This is a genomic window from Streptomyces cyaneochromogenes, assembly GCF_003963535.1.
Classification (GTDB): Bacteria; Actinomycetota; Actinomycetes; order Streptomycetales; family Streptomycetaceae; genus Streptomyces; species Streptomyces shaanxiensis.
This window is the reverse complement of the sequence record NZ_CP034539.1, coordinates 7,476,779-7,498,594: the sequence shown is the minus strand read 5'-3', so window position 1 is coordinate 7,498,594 and position 21,816 is coordinate 7,476,779. Positions and strand designations below refer to the sequence as shown.

The 21,816-nt window shown below is 68.8% G+C and carries 16 protein-coding genes; 4 read left to right on the top strand and 12 right to left on the bottom strand.

From position 1 onward, the window contains the following. Positions 1-38: 38 nt before the first annotated feature. The 3 genes from EJ357_RS34255 to EJ357_RS34245 all read right to left on the bottom strand — a co-directional run bounded on the left by EJ357_RS34255 (position 39) and on the right by EJ357_RS34245 (position 2,246). Positions 39-680 carry a hypothetical protein gene (locus EJ357_RS34255; RefSeq protein ID WP_126395565.1) on the bottom strand — a complete coding sequence of 214 codons (642 nt, stop codon included), beginning with the start codon at positions 678-680 and terminating at the stop codon, positions 39-41. 68 nt (positions 681-748) lie between these two features. Further along, positions 749-1,450, bottom strand: coding sequence for a ribonuclease HII (locus EJ357_RS34250; protein ID WP_126395564.1), 702 nt, complete (start codon positions 1,448-1,450; stop codon positions 749-751). A gap of 127 nt (positions 1,451-1,577) precedes the next feature. Continuing rightward, positions 1,578-2,246, bottom strand: a complete 669-nt coding sequence (locus EJ357_RS34245) for a TetR/AcrR family transcriptional regulator (RefSeq protein ID WP_126395563.1) — start codon at positions 2,244-2,246, stop codon at positions 1,578-1,580. A gap of 190 nt (positions 2,247-2,436) precedes the next feature. Between EJ357_RS34245 and EJ357_RS34235 the strand changes: the two genes are divergently transcribed. After that, positions 2,437-3,984, top strand: a complete 1,548-nt coding sequence (locus EJ357_RS34235; protein WP_126395562.1) for an MFS transporter — start codon at positions 2,437-2,439, stop codon at positions 3,982-3,984. 363 nt (positions 3,985-4,347) lie between these two features. Here EJ357_RS34235 and EJ357_RS34230 read toward each other — a convergent pair whose 3' ends face one another. From EJ357_RS34230 to EJ357_RS34220, 3 genes are all read right to left on the bottom strand, one after another. Beyond that, a complete protein-coding gene (locus tag EJ357_RS34230; protein WP_126395561.1) occupies positions 4,348-5,253 on the bottom strand; it encodes an ADP-ribosylglycohydrolase family protein in 906 nt (301 codons plus the stop codon). Between the two features lie 12 nt (positions 5,254-5,265). Further along, complete coding sequence (locus EJ357_RS34225; RefSeq protein WP_126395560.1) at positions 5,266-5,925, bottom strand: histidine phosphatase family protein; 660 nt, start codon at positions 5,923-5,925, stop codon at positions 5,266-5,268. A gap of 119 nt (positions 5,926-6,044) precedes the next feature. Continuing rightward, entirely contained in the window at positions 6,045-6,650 is a 606-nt protein-coding gene (locus EJ357_RS34220; protein ID WP_126395559.1) for a YdbC family protein, read from the bottom strand. 156 nt (positions 6,651-6,806) lie between these two features. On the opposite strand from EJ357_RS34220, the gene EJ357_RS34215 reads away from it, so the two are divergent. After that, complete coding sequence (locus EJ357_RS34215; protein ID WP_126395558.1) at positions 6,807-7,340, top strand: TerD family protein; 534 nt, start codon at positions 6,807-6,809, stop codon at positions 7,338-7,340. 132 nt (positions 7,341-7,472) lie between these two features. Here EJ357_RS34215 and EJ357_RS34210 read toward each other — a convergent pair whose 3' ends face one another. Together EJ357_RS34210 and nrdR are read right to left on the bottom strand one after the other, a co-directional pair. Continuing rightward, positions 7,473-10,367, bottom strand: coding sequence for a vitamin B12-dependent ribonucleotide reductase (locus tag EJ357_RS34210; protein ID WP_126395557.1), 2,895 nt, complete (start codon positions 10,365-10,367; stop codon positions 7,473-7,475). A 164-nt stretch (positions 10,368-10,531) separates the two neighbouring features. Continuing rightward, positions 10,532-11,101 carry a transcriptional regulator NrdR gene (nrdR, locus tag EJ357_RS34205; protein WP_126395556.1) on the bottom strand — a complete coding sequence of 190 codons (570 nt, stop codon included), beginning with the start codon at positions 11,099-11,101 and terminating at the stop codon, positions 10,532-10,534. A 562-nt stretch (positions 11,102-11,663) separates the two neighbouring features. On the opposite strand from nrdR, the gene lexA reads away from it, so the two are divergent. Further along, entirely contained in the window at positions 11,664-12,443 is a 780-nt protein-coding gene (gene lexA, locus EJ357_RS34200; protein WP_093911680.1) for a transcriptional repressor LexA, read from the top strand. A gap of 227 nt (positions 12,444-12,670) precedes the next feature. On the opposite strand, the gene EJ357_RS34195 is transcribed toward lexA, so the two are convergent. From EJ357_RS34195 to EJ357_RS34180, 4 genes are all read right to left on the bottom strand, one after another. Beyond that, positions 12,671-14,656 carry an ATP-dependent DNA helicase gene (locus tag EJ357_RS34195; RefSeq protein ID WP_126395555.1) on the bottom strand — a complete coding sequence of 662 codons (1,986 nt, stop codon included), beginning with the start codon at positions 14,654-14,656 and terminating at the stop codon, positions 12,671-12,673. Between the two features lie 349 nt (positions 14,657-15,005). Next, positions 15,006-15,830 carry a GNAT family N-acetyltransferase gene (locus EJ357_RS34190; protein WP_126395554.1) on the bottom strand — a complete coding sequence of 275 codons (825 nt, stop codon included), beginning with the start codon at positions 15,828-15,830 and terminating at the stop codon, positions 15,006-15,008. A 181-nt stretch (positions 15,831-16,011) separates the two neighbouring features. Beyond that, the gene (locus tag EJ357_RS34185; protein ID WP_407698431.1) at positions 16,012-17,895 is read right to left on the bottom strand and encodes an IucA/IucC family protein; all 1,884 of its coding nucleotides are present in this window, start codon (positions 17,893-17,895) and stop codon (positions 16,012-16,014) included. A gap of 593 nt (positions 17,896-18,488) precedes the next feature. Beyond that, positions 18,489-20,180: a diaminobutyrate--2-oxoglutarate transaminase family protein gene (locus EJ357_RS34180; RefSeq protein ID WP_175647617.1), complete on the bottom strand. Its 1,692-nt coding sequence runs from the start codon at positions 20,178-20,180 to the stop codon at positions 18,489-18,491. 357 nt (positions 20,181-20,537) lie between these two features. On the opposite strand from EJ357_RS34180, the gene EJ357_RS34175 reads away from it, so the two are divergent. Next, on the top strand, positions 20,538-21,758 hold the full coding sequence (locus tag EJ357_RS34175; RefSeq protein ID WP_126395553.1) for a trypsin-like serine peptidase: 1,221 nt from the start codon (positions 20,538-20,540) through the stop codon (positions 21,756-21,758). The last annotated feature ends 58 nt before the right edge of the window (positions 21,759-21,816 follow it).

Below are 21,816 nucleotides of genomic sequence, written 5' to 3'. Positions count from 1 at the left end.
TGTTCTGCGGAATGTCCCTCGGACGAGCCGGAACCGGCTCAGACGCCCGCGCCCAGCACCGAGTTGATCCGCTGTGGGTCACCGCAGACGATCAGCAGGGCACTCGCCCGGCCGAGGGCCAGAGGCAGGGCGGTCGCGGCAACGGCGTCAGAACCGCCGTTGACGGCGACCACGACCACGGGACGCGACGCGGCACGGCCGACGGCGGAGGCATCGGCGTAGAAGACGTCGTCACCCGCATCGTGCTGCGCCCAATAGGCGGCTTCGCCGAAGGACAGCTCGTGGGCGGCCCACGGGTGCTGTTCGCCCGTGGTGATCACCAGAACGTCGCCGGGGGCACGGCCGGACTCCAGGAGCAGATCGACAGCCTCCTCGGCAGCGTCGAGCGCACCCTCGGGCGAGGCTGGGATCAGCTGGATCTGTGGAGTCGCCGCAGCGTGGGCGGAGGCGGCAGGGGCAGCCGGGCCCGAGGGGCCGGGCTTGGCCACGGCCACGTCGCGCGGCGTACGTTGCACCGGCGGCGCGGGCCGCGGGGGCCCGGGTCGGCCGGGGCGCGACGAAGCCGCGGGGCGGGGGCCGGGTACGGGACGAGGGGTCGGCGCGGTGCGGCCGCTGGCCGGGGTGGCGCGGGGACCCTGGGCACTCTCGTGAATCTGAGGCTCCTCGGGAATGAGAGGCATGAGCTGATGTTTATCAAACGCTGGTGCGACTCGCACGAGCGGGTGGCACACAAGTGCGATCGGAATCGTCAGAAATCGAAGCCGAGCTGTCCCTCGATCTCCGGAGCGCTTCCTTCCACCCAGACGCGGACCTTCTTGAGGTGCCGCCACTGGGGCAGCGCATCAAGATACGCCCACGACAACCGGTGGTGCGGGGTGGGTCCCCGCTCCGCCAGTGCGGCCTTGTGCACGGGCGACGGATACCCGGCGTTGTCCGCAAAACCGAAGTCTGCATGGTCGATACCCAGTTCGGCCATCATTTTGTCGCGCTGGACCTTGGCGATCACCGAGGCCGCCGCGACGGCCACGCAGGACCGGTCACCCTTGATCACCGTACGGACCCTCCAGGGATCCCCGAGATAGTCGTGCTTCCCGTCGAGGATCACCGCGTCGGGACGGACCGGCAGGGTCTCCAGGGCACGCATCGCGGCGAGCCGCAACGAGGCCGTCATCCCCAGCTGGTCGATCTCCTCCGGAGAGGCGTGCCCCAGGGCGTACGAGGTCACCCACTTCCGCAGCTCGCCGGCGAGCTCGGTGCGCCGCTTGATGGTGAGCAGCTTGGAGTCGGTGAGACCCTCGGGGGGTCGACGTAGTCCGGTGATCGCCGCACAGACGGTGACGGGCCCGGCCCAGGCACCCCGCCCCACCTCGTCGACACCGGCAATGATCTTCGCTCCGGTCGTGGCTCGAAGGGAGCGCTCGACGGTGTGAGTAGGCGGTTCGTACGGCATGGCGCCCTTAGCGTACGCCGCCAGGAGCCCGCTTCGACACCCCGGTCCACCGAAGCAACCTCCGGGCAGGTGAAGTGATCGCTCAGAGCTCCGTCGCACAGAGCGTCAGAGCCAGCCGGGCCGAACCTCAGGACCCCGTCGGGCGGAACCCCAGGGCCCCGTCGAGCTGAGCCTCAGGCCCCGTCGGACGGAGCAGAGGGACCATCAACTGGTCAATCATCTCCTCCAGATCCCGATCACCCCATTCGCTCGCGCACATTTTCGACCGGTACATCATCATCGCCGGGATGGCGTCGAAGACATAGCCGTTCGCCGCATCGGCACGCACCTCTCCACGCTCAATCCCGCGGGTGATCACCTCACGGAGCAAGGCTATGGTCGGTTCGACGACCCCCTTGAGGATCACGCCATGAAAGCGCTCGGCCTGCAGGCTGTCGCATTCGTGAATCACCGACCGCAGCGCGGAACCAGGGCGCGAGTACATCGCCTCCCGCGCCTGCCGACACAGCTCGAGAAGATCCTCGCGCACGCTCCCCAGGTCGGGAGCCGACTCGAAGCGAGGCAGTCCAGCACGCAGCGCATCGGCGACGAGGTCCTCTTTGGACGGCCAGCGCCGATAGACGGCGGCCTTGCCGGTCTGGGCACCGGCGGCGACACCCTCCATGGTGAGACCGTTCCAGCCGACGGTACTGAGCTGCTCCAGTGCGGCATCGAGGATCGCGCGTTCGAGCACGGCGCCGCGCCGACGGAGGGAGGCCGCCTGAGCGGGGGCGGCCGTCCAGCGCGAGGTAACCATCTGAGCATCTCCAACGAACAAGGGAAGCGGGGCTTACGGGGAACACGGGACCACCACCATGCGGCAACTGCGGGGGACGCACCGCGCGGTGACGACACAAGTGAACGCTTGCGTTCACTACCGGGGACTCACTACGGTTGACGCGACAGTGAACGCGAGCGTTCACTAACGCTCTTGTGGGGGACCCATAGTGACAACCTCTCAGTTGATCAAGGATCAGAAACCAGGTGCGGCCCGCCGGGAGGGGCATCCCGGCATCGCGCTCACCGTCATCGCGGCCTGCCAACTCATGGTGGTACTCGACGCGACGATTGTGAACATCGCACTCCCGCACATTCAAGACGCGCTCAAGTTCAGCACCACCGACCTCACCTGGGTCGTCAGCGCCTACACGCTCACCTTCGGCGGTCTGCTGCTTCTCGGCGGCCGCGCCGGTGACATCCTGGGGCGCCGCCGGGTCTTCATGGCCGGCATCCTGCTCTTCACCCTCGCCTCGCTGCTCGGCGGACTCGCCCAGGAACCCTGGCAGTTGCTGGCCGCGCGCGTGCTCCAGGGCGTGGGTGGCGCGATAGCGTCGCCCACTTCGCTGGCGCTCATCACCACCACGTTCCCCGAAGGCCCGGAACGCAATCGGGCGTTCGGCGTCTTCGCCGCCGTATCCGCGGGTGGTGGTGCGATCGGTCTGCTGGCCGGCGGAATGCTCACCGAGTGGCTCGACTGGCGGTGGGTGCTCTTCGTCAACGTGCCGATCGGCATCCTGATCGCCGTACTCACACCCCTGTACATCAGTGAGTCCGAACGGCACAGCGGGCGCTTCGACATAGCCGGCGCCCTGACCTCGACACTGGGCATGGCATCCCTGGTCTACGGCTTCATCCGCGCGGCGGACGAAGGCTGGCGGGACAGTCTGACCATCGGGTCCTTCGGCGCCGCGGTGGTCCTCTTGCTGGCCTTCGCGTTCATCGAGTCGCGGGCCAAGGAGCCCATCACCCCACTCAGGATGTTCGCCGACCGCAACCGCTCGGGCACGTACGTGATCATGCTCAGTCTGGCCGCGGCGATGTTCGGCATGTTCTTCTACATCGTGCTGTTCGTGCAGAACGTCCTGCAGTACACCCCGATCGAGGCCGGTCTCGCCTTCCTGCCCGTGACGGTCGTGATCGCGCTCGGCGCCGGTCTTTCGCAGCGCTTCCTGCCGGTGCTCGGCCCGAAGCCGTTCATGCTGGTGGGCTCGGCACTCACGGCGATCGGGCTGGCCTGGCAGACCCTCATCAGCGCCGACAGCTCGTATGTCGGCGGGGTGCTCGGGCCGATGCTGTTGTTCGGCTTCGGCATGGGCCTGAACTTCGTGACGCTGACGATCACCGCGGTTTCCGGCGTCGCACAGCACGAGGCCGGTGCCGCGTCCGGGCTGCTCAACGCCACGCAGCAGGTGGGTGGTTCGCTCGGACTGTCCATCCTGACGACGGTGTTCGGGTCGGCCAGCAAGGACGAGGCGGAGAAGCAGATTCCGGCGTTCCTGGCCGAGGCGTCGCCCGAGCAGAAGGCGGAGTTCGCCAAGACGCAGCAGCTGCCGGGCCCGTGGGGTCACGACGTGCTCACGCAGGGCATCTCGATGGGCTTCGTGGCGGCCGCCGCGATGGCCGTCCTCGCCCTGGTCACCGCATGGCTGGTGATCCGGGTGCGCAAGAGCGACCTGGAAGCCCTCGCCGGAACGGCGGGCCCGATGGCCGGCTGACCCGGCCGGGCCCGCGAAGGGCAGCGGATGGCCGGATCGCGTCCGGGGGACGAAAGGCGAGGACGACGGGCCGGCCATCCGCACCACCCTCACAGCGACCGACGTCGGGCGGGCCACGGCAGCGTAGGGAAGCCGGAGCCCGCCCCACACGGCAGCCGCCACGACGATCAGCGCACCCAGCACCGACGTGACTCCCATGACCCCACCCCCGCACCCCTCGGACGTCACCTGGCCTGTGCGGCCCAGCGGTCGCACACCAACTGCCATGACAACGGCTTGACTGTCACGCAGAGTTCCCGGCGGGCACAGAAAGTTATCGATGGTGCGCGAGGTCGAGGGTTCCACCAGGTCCGAGGCGCCGCGCTACGCAGACGTCGGCATCCACTCCGGGAAGGCCTCGGTCCGCTCCACCCACTCGGTCGGCACTGCCCCGGCCTTCCCGGAGCCGATCACGCCGCCCACGATGGCGCACGTGGTGTCCACGTCACCGCCGACCTGCGCGGTGGTCCAGAAGGCCTGCTGGTAGTCGCCGAGAGCCCGCGCGGCCGACCAGAGCGCGAAGGGCACGGTGTCATGGGCCGTCGTACGCCGACCGCAGCCGAGGACGGCCGCGACGGTGCCCGCGTCGCCGTAGTCGAGCATGTCCCGGGCGCGCCGGAGACCCGCTCCGACCGCGCTCTTCGGGACGAGGGCGATGACGTCGTCGAGGAGCGCTTCGGGGCTGGGCGGCCCGCCAGGTGAGCCGGCCAGGGCGGCAGCCGCGGCAACGGCCATGGCGCCGACCACGGCCTCGCGGTGCTGGTGCGTGGGGTAGGCCGAGATCTCGGCCTGGTGCGTCGCCTGCTCCGGGTCATCGGCGTACCACGCGCCGAGGGGTGCGATGCGCATCGCGGCGCCGTTGCCCCAGGAACCCTGTCCGTTGAAGAGCGCGGCCGAGAGTTCGCGCCAGTCCCCGCCCTCGCGGACCAGGCGCAGCAGCCGGTTGACGGCGGGACCGTAGCCCCGGTCGAAGTCGTGGTGCTCGGCGAAGGAGCGGGCCAGAGCATCCTGATCGATGCGGTGGTGAGTGGCCAGGACGGCGACCACGGAGCAGGCCATCTCCGTGTCGTCGGTCCACTGCCAGGGGCCGGAGGGCAGCTCGCGGCGCTTGAGCAGCGGGTAGTTCACCGGCACGAAGAACTGTGAGCCCAGCGCGTCCCCCACCGCGAGTGCGCGCAGGCTGGCGAGGGCGCGCTCCAGGCGCCCGTCGGTTGAGGAGTCAGCGGTCATCGCTCTGCCACTCTATCCGGTGATCCCATACGGTTCCGGATCCCGCCAGCGTTCGAAAGGCCGGTCAAGCGTGTACTTGCCGTCGTCCCCCAGAACGAGCATCCGCATCTCCGCGTTCCCCGGGTTCGAGAGCGACTCGAATTCCGCGACGGTCCAGTGGAACCAGCGCATGCAGAACAGCCGCATGGCCAGGCCGTGGGTCACGAGCAGCACGTTCGGCGGGTGGTCGGGGGCTTCGAAACTGCGGTAGAGGCTCTCCAGGAAGTTGCCGACCCGGTCGTACACGTCGGCGCCGGACTCGCCCTGTGCGAAGCGGTAGAAGAAGTGGCCATAGGCGTCCCGGTAGGACTTCTGGAGGCGTACGTCGTCACGGTCCTGCCAGTTTCCCCAGTCCTGCTCGCGAAGCCGGGGCTCCTCGCGCACCCGTATGAGCTCGGGATCCAGATGGAAGGCGCGCAGCGTGTCGTGCGTGCGGCGGTAGGGCGAGACGTACACGCTGACGCGCTCACGGCCGAACACCTCCCGCAGCCGTTTTCCCGTCTCCTCGGCCTGCCGCCAGCCCCGCTCGGTCAGGGCAAGCGCGTGGTCGGGCTCACGCTCGTAGACGGTGTCATCAACATTGCCCGTTGACTCGCCGTGCCGGACAAGGACGATGCGCCGTGGTCGTGCCATGCCAAAACCCTAGATCGGGTGAAGACCGATCGAGCACTCGTACGGGCCCTATACGGCGTAGGTCACACATTTCCTGCACCACTGGCCCCACCAGGGAGCACGATCAACAGGTCCGGAAGTCAAACGGTCCAGGTGGGTTCGAGCTCCACGATGTCACCCGTGAGAGCCGCGACGTCCGCCTCCGTCTGGGCTCGTAGCGCCAGTCGCTCCACTCGCTCCGTGCGGTACTTGCCGTGCTCCGCGGCCGAGTGCCACATCGACAGGACGAGGAATTCGTGGCCCGGCGCCTCGCCGAACAGTCCGCGCACCATGCCGGGCGAGCCGGCCATCGCAGGGTTCCAGACCTTCTCCTGCATGAGCGTGAAGTGCTCGGCGCGCTCCTCGTGAACGCGACAGTGCGCCACTCTGACGAGGTCCGCGTCGGTGAAGCGCGGCTCGAAGCCGGTCTTCACGTCGAAGCGGTAGTCGAAGAGCTTGACCTGCATGTCCTTGTAGGTGCCCGACTGGGCCGCCGCCAGTCTGTCGTGGGAGCGGGCCATGAAGGAGTCGTAGAAGGAACGGCTCTCCCAGAACGAGAAGACGTGCACCACCCCCTGCCGCCCCCGGCTCCAGCCACCCCCCTGCCCCCGAAATCCCGGCTCCCCCAGAAGCCCCGCCCATTTTCGCTGCCCCCGCTCGAAGCCGCGGCGGTCCACCACGGTGCAGCGAATCCACTTGACCAGCACCGCGCCATGGTAAGGCCACGGAGCGTGGCGTCGGTCACGCTCGACCGCACAGCACCCCGGCGCGCGATCCCTCGCGCGTGGCAGGATGGACAACCGGCCTCATCTGCTGGGCAGTTCAGGCTGAGGGCATACGCGAAACGGGGAAGGGGAAGCCTGGTGAGCGCCATCAACAAGGGGATCCGGAAAGTCGAGGTCTCGGTCAAGTGGGATCCCAGTCCAGCCGGGGAACCGCCCACCGACCTGGACATCGTCGCCGCGACCTACCTGGCGAGCGACCCGTACGGCGATCCCGCCTACGTGGTGCACTTCGACAGCCGCTCGCCCGACGGCACCATCTATCTGAACCGGGACAGCAAGGACGGCAAGGGCTTCGGCTGGGACGAGGTCATGACCTTGGAGCTCAACCGGCTCGACAGCCGGTACGCGCGCGTGATGGTCGGAGTCGTGATACAGCAACGCCCTGCCAAGCGCACCTTCGTCAGCGTCATCAAGCCTGCCCTGCGCATCCGTGAGGACTACACCGTCCTGGCCGAGGACGACTTCGGCGGCGTGCTCGGTTCGACGGCGACGACGGTCGCGGAGTTCGTACGTCAGGACTCGGGCACATGGGAATTCCGCCCGGGCATCCTCGGATTCGAGGACGATCCGGCGACGTTCACCGCGACCATGGGCAGGCCTCGCCAACCGTAAGTGCCGTTTCCACGCGCGCGTGGACATACGGCAGGGAGGGGCGCCGACATGTGATCGGCGCCCCTCCCTGGGGGCCTTCCGTCAGGTCACCTCAAGGGCGTCCCAACGGTCGGGGCCAAGCCCCTGCCCGCGTCAGCTGCAGCCGCTCGTCGAGCCGCAGCCCTCGCAGATGTAGCAGGAGCCGGCCCGCTGCATCTTCGTGCCGCAGGAGAAGCACAGCGGGGCGTCCGCCTGGATACCCAGCTGCATCTCCACCAGTTCGGCGCTGGTGTGGGCCTGCTGCGGAGCGGGCTTGGCCACCGAGGCCTCGGCCTTCGGCGCGGCGACGGCCTTCAGCTCCTGGGCGCGCGGCGCCGACTGGGCCAGGCCCTCGACGTCGACCTCGTCCTCGGCGGGCTCGTACGAACCCGTCTCCAGGTGACGCTGACGCTCCTCGGCCGAGTGGATGCCGAGCGCGGAGCGCGTCTCGAAGGGCAGGAAGTCGAGCGCGAGACGACGGAAGATGTAGTCGACGATCGACTGCGCCATCCGCACGTCCGGGTCGTCCGTCATGCCGGCCGGCTCGAAGCGCATGTTCGTGAACTTCGAGACGTAGGTCTCCAGGGGCACGCCGTACTGCAGACCGACCGAGACGGCGATCGAGAAGGCGTCCATCATGCCCGCGAGAGTCGAGCCCTGCTTGGACATCTTCAGGAAGACCTCGCCGAGACCGTCGTCCGGGTAGGAGTTGGCGGTCATGTAGCCCTCGGCGCCGCCGACGGTGAAGGACGTGGTGATGCCGGGACGGCCCTTCGGCAGGCGCTTGCGGACCGGGCGGTACTCGACGACCTTCTCGACCGTCTCACGGATGGTGGCCTCGGCCTTCTCCGTGATCTCGGTCTTCTCCTTCTCCTTGGTCTTCGCGGAGAGCGGCTGGCCGACCTTGCAGTTGTCGCGGTAGATGGCGAGCGCCTTGACGCCCAGCTTCCAGGCCTCGAAGTAGATCTCCTCGACCTCCTCGACGGTCGCCGACTCCGGCATGTTGACCGTCTTGGACAGGGCGCCGGAGATCCAGGGCTGGATCGCGGCCATCATCCGGACGTGGCCCATCGCGGAGATGGAGCGCTCGCCCATGGCGCAGTCGAACACCTCGTAGTGCTCGTGCTTGAGGCCCGGGGCGTCGACGACATTGCCGTGCTCGGCGATGTGGGCGACGATCGCCTCGATCTGCTCCTCCTGGTAGCCCAGGCGGCGCAGGGCCTGCGGGACGGTGCCGTTGACGATCTGCATCGAGCCGCCGCCGACCAGCTTCTTGAACTTGACCAGCGCGAGGTCGGGCTCAAGACCGGTGGTGTCGCAGGACATCGCCAGGCCGATGGTGCCGGTCGGGGCGATGACGGACGCCTGGGAGTTACGGAAACCGTTCTTCTCACCAAGACGCAGCACGTCCTGCCAGGCCTCCGTGGCGGCGGCCCAGATCGGCGTGTCCAGGTCGTCCATGCGGACGGCCACGCCGTTGGCGTCGGCGTGCTGCTTCATGACACGCAGGTGCGGCTGGGCGTTGCGGGCGTAGCCGTCGTACGCGCCCACGACCGCGGCGAGTTCGGCGGAGCGCTTGTACGAGGTGCCGGTCATCAGGGAGGTGATGGCACCGGCGAGCGCACGGCCGCCGTCGGAGTCGTACGCGTGGCCGGTCGCCATCAGCAGGGCGCCGAGGTTGGCGTAGCCGATGCCGAGCTGACGGAACGCGCGCGTGTTCTCGCCGATCTTCTGCGTCGGGAAGTCCGCGAAGCAGATGGAGATGTCCATCGCGGTGATGACGAGCTCGACGACCTTGGCGAACCGCTCGACGTCGAAGGACTGGTTGCCCTTGCCGTCGTCCTTCAGGAACTTCATCAGGTTCAGCGAGGCGAGGTTGCAGGACGTGTTGTCCAGGTGCATGTACTCGCTGCAGGGGTTCGAGCCGTTGATACGGCCGGACTCCGGGCAGGTGTGCCAGTGGTTGATGGTGTCGTCGTACTGAATGCCGGGGTCGGCACAGGCCCAGGCGGCCTCGGCCATCTTGCGGAACAGCGCCTTGGCGTCGACCTCTTCGATGACCTCGCCGGTCATCCGCGCGCGCAGGCCGAACTTGCCGCCCTGCTCGACCGCCTTCATGAACTCGTCGTTCACCCGGACCGAGTTGTTGGCGTTCTGGTACTGGACGGACGTGATGTCGTCGCCGCCCAGGTCCATGTCGAAGCCCGCGTCACGCAGCGCGCGGATCTTCTCCTCTTCCTTCACCTTGGTCTCGATGAAGTCCTCGATGTCCGGGTGGTCGACGTCGAGGATGACCATCTTGGCGGCGCGCCGGGTGGCACCACCCGACTTGATCGTTCCTGCGGAGGCGTCGGCACCGCGCATGAAGGAAACGGGACCGGAGGCGTTGCCACCGGAGGACAGCAGCTCCTTGGAGGAGCGGATGCGGGAGAGGTTCAGGCCGGCGCCGGAGCCGCCCTTGAAGATCATGCCCTCTTCCTTGTACCAGTCGAGGATCGACTCCATGGAGTCGTCGACGGCCAGGATGAAGCAGGCGGAGACCTGCTGGGGCTGGGGCGTACCGACGTTGAACCAGACAGGGCTGTTGAAGCTGAAGATCTGGTGCAGGAGGGCGTAGGCCAGCTCGTGCTCGAAGATCTCGGCGTCGGCGGGGGAAGCGAAGTACTTGTAGTCCTCGCCGGCCTTCCGATACGTCTTCACGATGCGGTCGATGAGCTGCTTCAGGCTCACCTCGCGCTGCGGGGTACCGACCGCACCGCGGAAGTACTTGCTGGTGACGATGTTGACCGCGTTCACCGACCAGAAGTCGGGGAACTCGACGCCACGCTGCTCGAAGTTGACCGAGCCGTCGCGCCAGTTGGTCATGACGACGTCACGGCGCTCCCAGGCCACCTCGTCGTACGGGTGTACGCCGGGGGTGGTGTGGATGCGCTCGATACGCAGTCCCTTGGTCGCCTTGGTGCCCTTGGCGCGGGAACTCCGTGCCGGACCGCTCGCCGTCTCTGTCATGCCGCCTCCCTCTACGGGCTAAAACGCCCTGAAGTGCCCCGATGTTCCCCGTGGCACGTGTTCTGTCTGGTGCTGCGGGCACCCTCTGATCGCCACCCGCAGCAGGTCTTGTGTCGCCGCCTCGCGGCCGGATCCCGAGTCCGAGGACCGGAACCGGCCGGCCCTCAGTCGGCGGCGTTGGCGGGCACGGGGACCTGTGCAGCCCCGCCGGACCCGCGATCGTCTTCCCGGCCCCCCGCGACAGCTTCTGCGTCGCCTTCGCGGTCGTCGTCGTCCGCGGCGGGGCGTCCCGTCGCCTCCCTCAGTTCCACGATCGCGGCCTCGAAGTCCTCGAGCGAGTCGAACGCCCGGTAGACAGAGGCGAATCGCAGATATGCGACGAGGTCGAGCTCCTGCAACGGGCCGAGTATGGCCAGCCCCACGTCATGGGTGGTCAGCTCGGCGCTTCCGGTGGCCCGCACCGCCTCCTCGACCCGCTGGCCGAGCTGGGCGAGCGCGTCCTCGGTGACAGGCCGTCCCTGGCATGCCTTGCGCACACCATTGATGACCTTGGTACGGCTGAACGGCTCGGTGACTCCGGACCGCTTGATCACCATCAGCGAGCAAGTCTCCACGGTCGTGAAACGACGGGAGCAGTCAGGACACTGTCGGCGCCTGCGGATCGACGTGCCGTCGTCGGTCGTACGGCTGTCGACGACACGGCTGTCGGGGTGCCTGCAGAAGGGGCAGTGCATAACTCCAACCCTCCTCACAGCAGACTCAATAGCCTCGCTGGGCCTCACGGGCCCCTCGAAGCAGCCCCAAGCATAGGCGATCTCCGAGCGTCCGAAGACCGGGGGGACCACAACTTCTGGGCTGCTGCTGCAATCCAACCACTAGATGTGGGGATTGGCTCATACACGCACGCCCTACGCGCGTGTCGCACGCGCACAGCTATGTGCGGTACTGCCATACCGACGCGCCGCACGCGTGCGTGCACTGCCGTATCGCTGCGACACATACGGAGATACCGTGAGCGCCACACGGAGGGGACGTGGGACTCCCGCACAAATGGGGGTCACTTCACGGTCGGCCCGATGTCGGATGGCAGACTTGGACCATGACCCACGAGGTCGTTCACCGGCGGTGAAGAGTACAACAATGGACCCTTTTATCCGCCGGGAAGCGCGTTAGCTATACACCCAGACACATGATCACGTCAGGCGATTCGCGATTTTTCACTCGAACGTGTGTTTGGCGCAACCTTTCGAAAGCAACTACCGTTGTGCAGCAGGGAGACCATCGAGAGGGGCCGACGTGACCACCACCGCAGACAGTGCCACCATCACTGCCCAGGACCGCTCCCAGGGCCGACTCGAGCCGGTGCATGCGATGAACGAAGCCATGAATCCCGAGGGGCACAAGCGCTCCCTACCGGGCCGACCTCCGGGCATCCGGGCGGACAGCTCGGGGCTCACGGACCGGCAGCGCCGCGTGATCGAGGTCATCAGGGATTCCGTGCAGCGGCGCGGCTACCCGCCGTCGATGCGGGAGATCGGCCAGGCGGTCGGCCTGTCCAGCACGTCCTCGGTCGCTCACCAGCTGATGGCACTGGAGCGCAAGGGCTTCCTGCGCCGCGACCCGCACCGCCCGCGCGCGTACGAGGTGCGCGGCTCCGACCAGGCCGCTTCCGTGCAACCCACGGACACCGCGGGCAAACCCGCCGCGTCCTACGTCCCTCTGGTCGGCCGTATCGCCGCCGGTGGCCCGATTCTCGCCGAGGAGTCGGTCGAGGACGTCTTCCCTCTCCCCCGGCAGTTGGTCGGTGACGGCGAGCTGTTCGTGCTGAAGGTCGTCGGTGACTCGATGATCGAGGCCGCGATCTGCGACGGCGACTGGGTCACGGTGCGGCGCCAGCCGGTCGCCGAGAACGGCGACATCGTGGCCGCGATGCTCGATGGCGAGGCCACGGTCAAGCGCTTCAAGCGCGAGGACGGCCACGTCTGGCTCCTCCCGCACAACTCCGCGTACGAGCCGATCCCGGGCGACGACGCGACCATCCTCGGCAAGGTGGTGGCCGTGCTGCGCCGCGTGTGACGGCTGCGGCGGGCGACGCCGGAAGGGCGTCGCCCCCTGACCGGGCCCCGGGACCCCTGCGCCGGTTCCGGGGCCCTGTGCTGTCCGGTGCCCGGTGGTGTGGGGCCCTGTGCGGTGTGGGGCCGAGCCGCCCTGGTGCTGTGCGGGGTCCGACGTAGTCACCGGATCCCGGATCGGGGTGGGCCTGTCGTGGTCGCGGCGGCGCGGCCACGACAGGCCCACCCCGATCACTGTGGCTGGTCCGCCTCCGCCTGCTTCGCCGTCGCGTCGATCGCGGACAGCGACTTCCGGACCTGGTTACGGTCCGTCGTGTACCAGAAGTCGGGCAGTGAAGCCTTCAGGTAGCTGCCGTACCGGGCTGTAGCCAGCCGCTGATCCAGTACGGCGACCACGCCGCGGTCCCCCGACGCCCGTACGAGGCGGCCGGCGCCCTGGGCCATGAGCAGGGCGGCGTGGGTGGCCGCGACCGCCATGAAGCCGTTGCCTCCGGCATCCTCCACCGCCTTCTGGCGGGCACTCATCAGCGGGTCGTCCGGGCGCGGGAACGGGATCTTGTCCATGACGACCAGCTGGCAGCTGGTGCCGGGCACGTCGACGCCCTGCCAGAGGGACAGCGTGCCGAAGAGACAGGTCTTGGGATCGGCCGCGAAGTTCTTGATCAGCTCGCCGAGCGTCTCCTCGCCCTGAAGAAGGATCGGGAACTCGGGGATGCGGGAGCGGAGCTCCTCGGCGGCCAGCTGGGCGGCCCGCATGGAGGAGAACAGACCGAGCGTGCGACCGCCGGCGGCCTGGATCAGCTCGGTCAGCTCGTCGAGCATGTCGACACGGTCGCCGTCTCGCGCGGGGCGTGACAGGTGCTTGGCGACGTACAGGATTCCCTGCTTGCGGTACTCGAAGGGCGAACCGACGTCCACTCCCTTCCACTGCGGCAGGTCATCGCCCTCTGTCCCCTCGGGAGCGAGCCCCAGGGACGCGCCGACGCCGTTGAAGTCGCCGCCCAGCTTCAAGGTCGCGGAGGTCAGGACGACGGAGCGGTCCGCGAAGAGCTTCTCCCTCAGGAGTCCCGACACGGACATGGGGGCCACGCGCAGGGACGCGCCGAAACGGTCGTGGCGCTCGTACCAGACGACGTCCCACTCGGAGCCGTTGGTGATGCGCTCCGCCACGTCGTGCACGGTTTCGACCGAGGCGAGCGCCTGCTTGCGGACCGCGTCCTCGTCCTGCACGGACTTGTCACGGGTGGCACCGATCGCGGAGATGACGGTGCGGCATGCGTCGCGCAGTGCCATGAGCGCGTAGGCGAGGTCCTCCGGGATCTCCTCCAGGCGGCCCGGCAGGGCCAGCTCCATCAGCCGTTCGAAGCCCTCGGCGGCCGTCTGGAGCTGGTCGGCGGCCTTCTCGTTGACGAGCTTCGCGGCACGGCGAACCGCGCGGTTGACCTGGCCGGGAGTGAGTTCGCCGGTGGCGACTCCGGTGACCCTCGAGACCAGTTCGTGCGCCTCGTCGACGATCAGGACCTCGTGCTGCGGGAGGACCGGTGCGCCCTCGATGGCGTCGATCGCGAGCAACGCGTGGTTGGTGACGACGACCTCCGAGAGCTTGGCCCGCTCACGAGCCATCTCGGCGAAGCATTCGGCGCCGTACGCGCACTTCGAAGCGCCGAGGCACTCCCGCGACGACACCGAGACCTGGGCCCAGGCCCGGTCGGACACGCCGGGCGTGAGGTCGTCGCGATCGCCCGTCTCCGTCTCGTCCGCCCAGTCGCGCAGCCGCAGCAGGTCCTGCCCCAGCTTGCTGGTGGGGGCGGCTGCCTCGAACTGGTCGAAGAGGCCTTCCTCCTCGTCCTGCGGGACTCCCTCGTGCAGGCGGTGCAGACACAGGTAGTTGGACCTGCCCTTGAGCATCGCGAACTCGGGGCGACGGCGCAGCAGCGGGTGCAGTGCGTCAACGGTGCGCGGCAGGTCCCGCTCCACCAGCTGGCGCTGCAGCGCCAGCGTGGCCGTCGCCACGACGACGCGCTCCCCCTGCGCGAGCGCGGGCACGAGATAGCCCAGCGACTTTCCGGTGCCGGTGCCGGCCTGGACCAGCAGATGGGATCCGCCGTCGATCGCCTCCGCGACGGATTCGGCCATGGTCACCTGGCCGGGGCGCTCCGTACCGCCGACGGCGGTGACGGCAGCATGCAGGAGTTCGGGGAGTGAGGGCTTCGTCATAGCGCGACCACCCTACGGCCCGGCACTGACAAGCGGGTGATCACGGTGGTGACGAGGGGCGGGATCAAGACCGGGGGTTCCTCGGGTGTGGATCGGATCGGTTCGGGTTCGTGTGGGGTCGGTTCGATCGAAGTCAGGGAGGGTTCGGGCGCGATCGAAGTCGGTTCGGTTCCGTCGAGGTCGGTTCGGAGGTGTCCGAGGCGTTTCGGGGTCTGGTCTGGAGCGAATGTCGTGGAGCGACGGGGCGAGATGTGAGATCGGCGCAGCGGGATCCGAGATCGGCTGGCCGAATGTGGGAACCGGTTCGGCGTGAGCGGTGTACCAAAAGTGACGCTGCAGCGACACGGCGTCACACCAGATAGCGCAGGCTCCGGTCTCTGACCATGAGGGCGGCCCGCTTGGCGGGCAGGTCGACCTCGGCAGAGAACCGGAAGCCGGCGCTCAGGAAAGCGGCGATGGAAGGGGTGTTGCGAATGTCGGGTTCGGCTACGACGCGAGCGCAGGCAGGCCGCCGGTCCAGCACGAGGTCGGCGACGGCTCGGAGCAGGGTTCCACCGAGCCCTCTCCCACGATCGCCGACGGCGCCGATGAGGAGATGGAGTCCGGTGTCATGAGGCCGAGCCGGGTAGTGCCGGGCCAGCGGGTCGAGGTCGGCGCGGTAGATCTCCCAGTAGCTCATCGGCGTGCCCTCCAGCATCCCCAGACAGGGAACGCTGCGGCCGTCACCGGAGAGCTGGGACCACAGATGTTCCTCGGCCGCGGCCTGAGGTCCGCCGAGTTCCCAGAACGCCGCCACGGCAGGGTCGTTCATCCACTGGCTGATGATCGGGAGGTCTCGCCCGACCCTCACGGGGGCAAGGTGAAGCGCTCCTGCCGGTGTGCGGATCGGTCCCCAGTCGGCAACGCAGTCGAGTAGATCATCGGCGATCGACAGGACGGAGGAGGGTGCAACCGTGCTGAGACCACCCAGGCTCCGTTCCCCGACCGAGTCAGGCCCGTCCCCGAACAGCGCGACGAATTCGTCGGGCAGGCGTAGGTCCAGCGTGTCCTCGCTGTCTGCGTCCTTGCCGGCGCCAGTGTCGATCGAACTCTCACGAGTACCCGGGCTCGTGGCGATGCCGATATCGGAGACGGGGACGGTGCCGGCGTTGGTACTCGCATCGGTGGGAGGCACGGCGACACTCCTCTCAGGAGGCGGGGTGGGTCATGTTCCCCAGGAATGACGGAAGTTGGTGAAGTCAGAGGCCTTGATCAGGGACGCAGGCAGACAGCGGAGTCGGTCGACCATGATCGAAAGACAGCGGTGCTCGTCAACCGTGGTCGAAAGTGGCGCTGCCGAGGTGTGACGGTGGTGATCAGGAATGCAGGGGGTTGGCGATGGTGACGTAGACGGACTGAGTGTCGACCGGGCCGATCAGTTCATCGAGGCCGTGCAGCCGGGTCAGCATGTTGGCCTTGCAGCGCAGAACCGGTGAGTCGAGCAGTCGGGCAGGCAGTGACGTGCGCAGCCGGGTGGGGCCGGAGGCCACATCTCCCAGGAACCGGCGGAAGGCGGCAAGCAGCAGTTGTTCGTCGGCGAGACGCTGCGAGCCGAACGCTCCGATGAGACCGAGCACGTTGTTGATCGCCAGGTAGTACGTGAAGCGTTCGTCGGTGACCTCGTCCGAGACGAAGGTGTCACTGTGCTCGCCGATGCCGGGCAGCCGGGCAGCGAGATCCGCGTGGCGGGACGCACGGAAGTAGTAGCCCTGGTTGTCGCGGTAGCGGCCACCCGAAGGCCAGCCGTCGCTGTCCAGCAGGAGCAGCGTGTTCTGCTGGTGCGCTTCCAGGGCGATCCCCGCCTCGGCGTCCAGCCAGAGCACCGGTCGGACGACCTGCTCGAGGTAGCGCAGGAACCACTCGGCGGCCACGGCCCCTCGAGGGCGGCCCGTCCGGGCGGCCAGGCTCATGATCAGGTCGGCCAGTCGGGACTGCAGAGGTTGCCTGCCCGACCGGGGTAGATCCGTGATGGCGCCGATCTGTGCCCGAGGGCGCGGCGAGACGAGTCCGGCTACGCAGGACACGTCGTCGGTGGGCTTGAACGGGTTGTGCCGGATCACCACATCGAGGCCGACCACGGGATCACCGCCCGGCGCATCGACGGCCAGCCAGGCCGGGTCGCGAACGATGTCGAATCCGGGGTGTGCGGCCTGCCACTGTGCCGACAGGCCGCTGCGCAGGAGTCGGTGGACCTCGACGCCGCGGTGCAGCTCCTTGCGGAGGTTCTCCCGCCGGGAGTTGGTGATGCGCAGGCCCAGCGACAGCTTGAGCATGGCTGCGGCGTCGGATCTGTGGACGGTTCGGACGGAGGAGGTGGGATGCCAAGGTGCGCCGTGGGCGCCGAGGTCCCGGAGCAGCCCGGCGTCGAACAGGGCCGCGGTCTCGGGTCGGTGCCGGATCTCTCGCGACTGCCAGGGATGCAGAGGCAAAGCCGCGTAGCCGTCGGGCAGCGGCAGGCCCGGGCCGGCCACGCGGGCCGTGAGCTGGGCCGCGGGTACGACACGACCACGCTCGGTCCACGCCGAGTCGGTGGCGAGGAGGGAGGGAGCGACAGCCAGCCAATGCAAGGGGAAGGAGCCGCGCAACTCGGGTGAGTACAGCCGTGCTTCGGTCTCGGAGAGACCTTCGCGGCTCTTCGGGGTCGGGTGGAGTGGGTGTCCGAGCACGAGGGCCTGCTCGGCCGTGAGGAAGAGGTCGGCGCCTTCGGCGGGACTGTCCCGGCGCTCACTGATGAACGTGACGGTCCGTCGGACGGAGTCGGCGACGCGAGCGACGAGGTCGGTGGCAGCGGAGGTGGTGTTCGCTCTCTCGCTTGCCTCCCGGCTGAGCAGTGCCGCGAGGGTGACGGCGTCGATCGGTGGGGCGTGGTCAGGTGCGTCGGCCAGGCGGGGGTGGCCGAGACGGTGCCATCCCGTCGGGGACCAGTACGGGACCGGGATCAGCAAGTCCGTACCCGTGGCAGGCAGTGGAATGCGGAGAATCCCGTTGTCGGGAGCCGGGATGTCGGTCTCACGGATCCAGCAGCGGAGCAGGTTCTCCACTGCGGCGGCCTGGGCCGCGGCGTGCGGGTCGGGATGCTCCAGGAGGTCGGCGGTGGCGCCGTGCAGTTGCTCGGCTCGTGGGGCACCTGCCTGCGTCGGCGGCCGTACCGGCACCTGTGCACCGGCAGTTCCCTGTGCCGGCGCGGGTGCCTGCGACACGGCTTCGTCCAGGGCCGGTGCACTCGCCTGTGCGGGTGTTCCTGTGGGTGCGGAGGGGCCTGTCCGCGCGGACGTACCTGCCTGTGCGGAGGTACCTGGCTGTGCAGAGGTACCTGCCAAGGTGCAAGCACCAGCCCCCTCGGGAGTACCTGCCGTGGCGGGAGTACCTGCCCCGGCGGATGTACCGACCTGCTCGGAAGCTCGTCCCTGCCCGCGGGGAGCCGACGCGGTCGTCGATGCGGGCGGCGGCTGGGGGAGGTGTGCGTCGGAGGAGCCTCGCGCGCTGGTGTCGGCACGGCCGTCGGATGCGGGGGTGGTGATCAAGGCTGGTCCTCTTGGGGTGGTTCCGGCTCGTGCGGGGCGGCCGACGTTCTGCGATGAGGCGGGGCGTGGGCGTGTGGTCCGCGTTGAGGCGTGTGGTCGGAGGAGCTGTGAAGTGGGGGTTGGAGGAGGTGCGGCGGTTGGGAGAGACGTTCGGAGCGGAAGGGATGCGTCGATGGGGAGCGAGCCACTTTGGGGTAGGGGCGTCAGCGGACGTCGGCGCGAGGGCAGCGGTCGGAGTGCGTGTCGGCGCGACCTCCTCGGCTGCCGCGCTATCCCGCGCAGTCGGCCCGGTCGTCGTGCCGGCGGTGCCGTGGGTTCGGCTGGTGCGTCCGGTCGTTGCCTGTGTGGCCGCGGGAGACCGCGTCCACCGCGTCGGACAACCGGTCCAGTACCGCGGCTGCCTGTTCATCGCTGATGGTCAAGGGCGGAAGCAGCCGCACGACGCTGGAGTGTCGGCCGCCGAGTTCGACGATCAGGCCGCGTCGCAGGCACTCCCGCTGGATGGCGATCGCCAGTTCCGGGGCGGCTGGTCGAGGGTGACGATCCGGGACCTGCGCTGCCGCTCCTGCGGCTCGGGCCGTGGAGGCGAGGCCTGCCGAGGAGCCGTCCGCGCTTCCGGCAGGTTCGAGCCCTACCAGGGCGCCCCTCCCCCCTCCGGCACGACCGAGGTCAGCAGCCCTCCCTTCGGCCTGGCCAGGGGCACCCTGATGACCCCCTTCAAGAGCTGCCAGAAGCTCCAGCCCCTGCCCGCTGGCGTCCCCCTCGCCCCCTGCCGGGGTCGCCCGATGACGCTCGCCCCGCTCGGGGGCGCTCTCTGGTTCCACCACCTCGACCCCGATCATCAGCCCCCTGCCCCGCACATCGCCGATGCACGCGAACTCCCCCGCAAGTCCCTGAAGTTGGCCGAGCATCCGCGAACCCAGTTCAGCCGCACGCTCGGCGAGACGGTTCTCGCGGACGTAGGCGAGCGTCGCCGTGCCGGCGGCCATGGCGAGTTGGTTGCCGCGGAAGGTGCCGGCGTGGGCGCCGGGCTGCCAGGCGTCGAGGTCGTCGCGGTAGACGATGACGGCCAGGGGAAGGCTGCCTCCGATGGCCTTGGAGAGGACCATCACATCAGGAGTGACGCCGCTGTGCTCCACCGCCCAGAAGGAGCCGGTGCGACCGACCCCCGTCTGGACCTCGTCGGCGATCAGCGGGATGGATCGGTCGGCCGTGATCTGCCGCATGCGGCGCAGCCAGCCGTCCGGTGCGGGGATCACTCCGCCCTCGCCCTGGACGGGTTCGAGGATCATCCCGGCGGGGCGCGGAACGCCCGACTTGGGGTCGTCGAGGACGGATTCGGTCCAGCGAGCGGCGAGTTCGGCACCGCGTTCCCCGCCTACTCCGAAGGGACAGCGGTAGTCCTGCGGGTAGGGCAAGCGCGCGACCCGTACGTCGCAGGCGCCGCCGGATGCTTCGAGCGCTCCGGCGGTCATCCCGTGGTAGGCGCCGGTGAAGGCGAGTATTCCGGTGCGTCCGGTCGCGGCGCGGACGAGCTTGAACGCGGCCTCCACCGCATCGGTGCCGGCCGGTCCGCAGAACTGCACGCGTGCGCGCCCGGCGAGACCGGGCGGCAGAGTGTGGAACAACTCCGTGATGAAGGCGTCCTTGACGGGGGTCGCCAGGTCGAGGACGTGCAGCGGTGCGCCCGAGTCGAGGACCTTGCGGATGGCTTCCAGGACGACCGGGTGATTGTGTCCGAGCGCCAAGGTCCCGGCGCCCGAGAGGCAATCCAGGTAGCGGCGGCCGTCCGCGCCCTCGATGGTCAGTCCACGCGCCCGCACCGGGACGATCGGCAGGGCACGGGCGTAGGTGCGCGCCGCCGACTCGCGCGCCGACTGCCGTCGCAGGATCCCCTCGTGCACGGCGCGCGCCCCCGCCGACTCGGACGTCCCCCCGCGCAAAGATTCGGTCACGGCCATGGCTCCCTGTCCTCCCGCTGTCCAGGGGCGAGCAGGTCTCTCGTGATCCTCGCCCGACCCGACATACGAAGCCCCGCGAGCGTCCACTCGAAACTCCGGGGAACTGGGCACTGGGGGCCGCCCACGGGCGGCGGGCCCCCAACCGCTACCAACCCCGGACCATTCACCGGGTTACGGGTTGCTTCAAGATCCTTTCCGTAGCGAAACCGTTGCCGTACCGTCGGAACTCCCCCACAGCGACCGCATAGTGTGTGATGCCGTCACAACGCGCCGTGACATCACGCGGAACCAGAGAGTGATCAGCGGGAGTTCACGGCTGCGGCTTCTAAGTACTGTCACCTCAGGGGGAGTCAGATCATGCGATCGATACGGCCGTCGTTCACCGCTCGCCGGGGGAGGAGCGCGCTCCGCAGAACCTCCCCGCTGCCCGTGGTCGCACTCGCCGCGGCGCTGGCCCTTACCGTCACGGCCTGTGAGTCGGGCAAAGCCGACGCGGGCGGCGAGGCCACCGCGTCCGCGGCGGCCGGAGGTGACGGCAAGATCACGATCCCGGACGACATCAAGGACAAGCTCAAAGAGCACGGCATCGACGTCGACAAGTGGAAGGACGGCGCCTGGAAGAACTGGGACAAGGACGACTGGCTGCGCGAGGCCAAGGACTACATCAACCCCATCATCGAAGGGCTCTGGAACCCGGACCGCATGCGGGAGGCCGAGGACCCGGACCGCAGTGTCGACGACAGCGACCTCTCCGGTGACCAGGGTGTGACCGACCCGACGCCGAAGCCCGTGGACGCGCAGGCCGTGTCGCCCACGTACCACGCCAACGCCCCCCAGGCGGGCAAGGTGCTCTTCGACACCCCCGACGGCTCGGCCGTCTGCTCGGCGACGGTCGTGAAGGACCCGGCCAACCCCGGCAAGTCCAACATGGTGTGGACAGCGGGCCACTGTGTGCACGCGGGCAAGAGCGGCGGCTGGTACCGCAACATCGCGTTCGTGCCCTCGTACAACGACGAGGCCATGGGAACCGCGGAGTTGGAGAGCGCCACCAGGGAGGAGATCGCTCCGTACGGCGTGTGGTGGGCCGACTGGGCGAAGACCTCGGACCAGTGGATCGCGCAGGGTGGCCAGACGGGCGGGGACGGCGCGTCGTACGACTACGCCGTGCTGCATGTGAAGCCGGAGGCGGGCGGCAACGGCAAGTCCCTCGAGGAGACGGTGGGTTCGGCCCTTCCGGTGGACTTCAACGCCCCGGCCGTGCCCGACGTGGCCAGCATCAAGGCGCTCGGTTACCCCGCCGCGAAGCCGTTCGACGGCGAGACGATGTACCAGTGCCAGGACAAGCCGGGCCGGCTGTCGATCAACGCATCGGATCCGACGATGTATCGCATCGGCTGCACCATGACCGGCGGTTCGTCCGGTGGCGGCTGGGTCGCGACGGGCTCGGACGGCAAGCCGGCGCTCGTGTCCAACACCTCGATCGGGCCGGTGGAGGCGGGCTGGCTCGCAGGCCCCCGGCTGGGCGAGGGTGCCAAGGACATCTACGACTCGGTGAGTGAGAAGTACGCCGGTCAGTGACGCCCCCGGATGCCGGCCGGTGAGGTGACGGCACCGCGGGGATCGGCGGCGAGGTGGT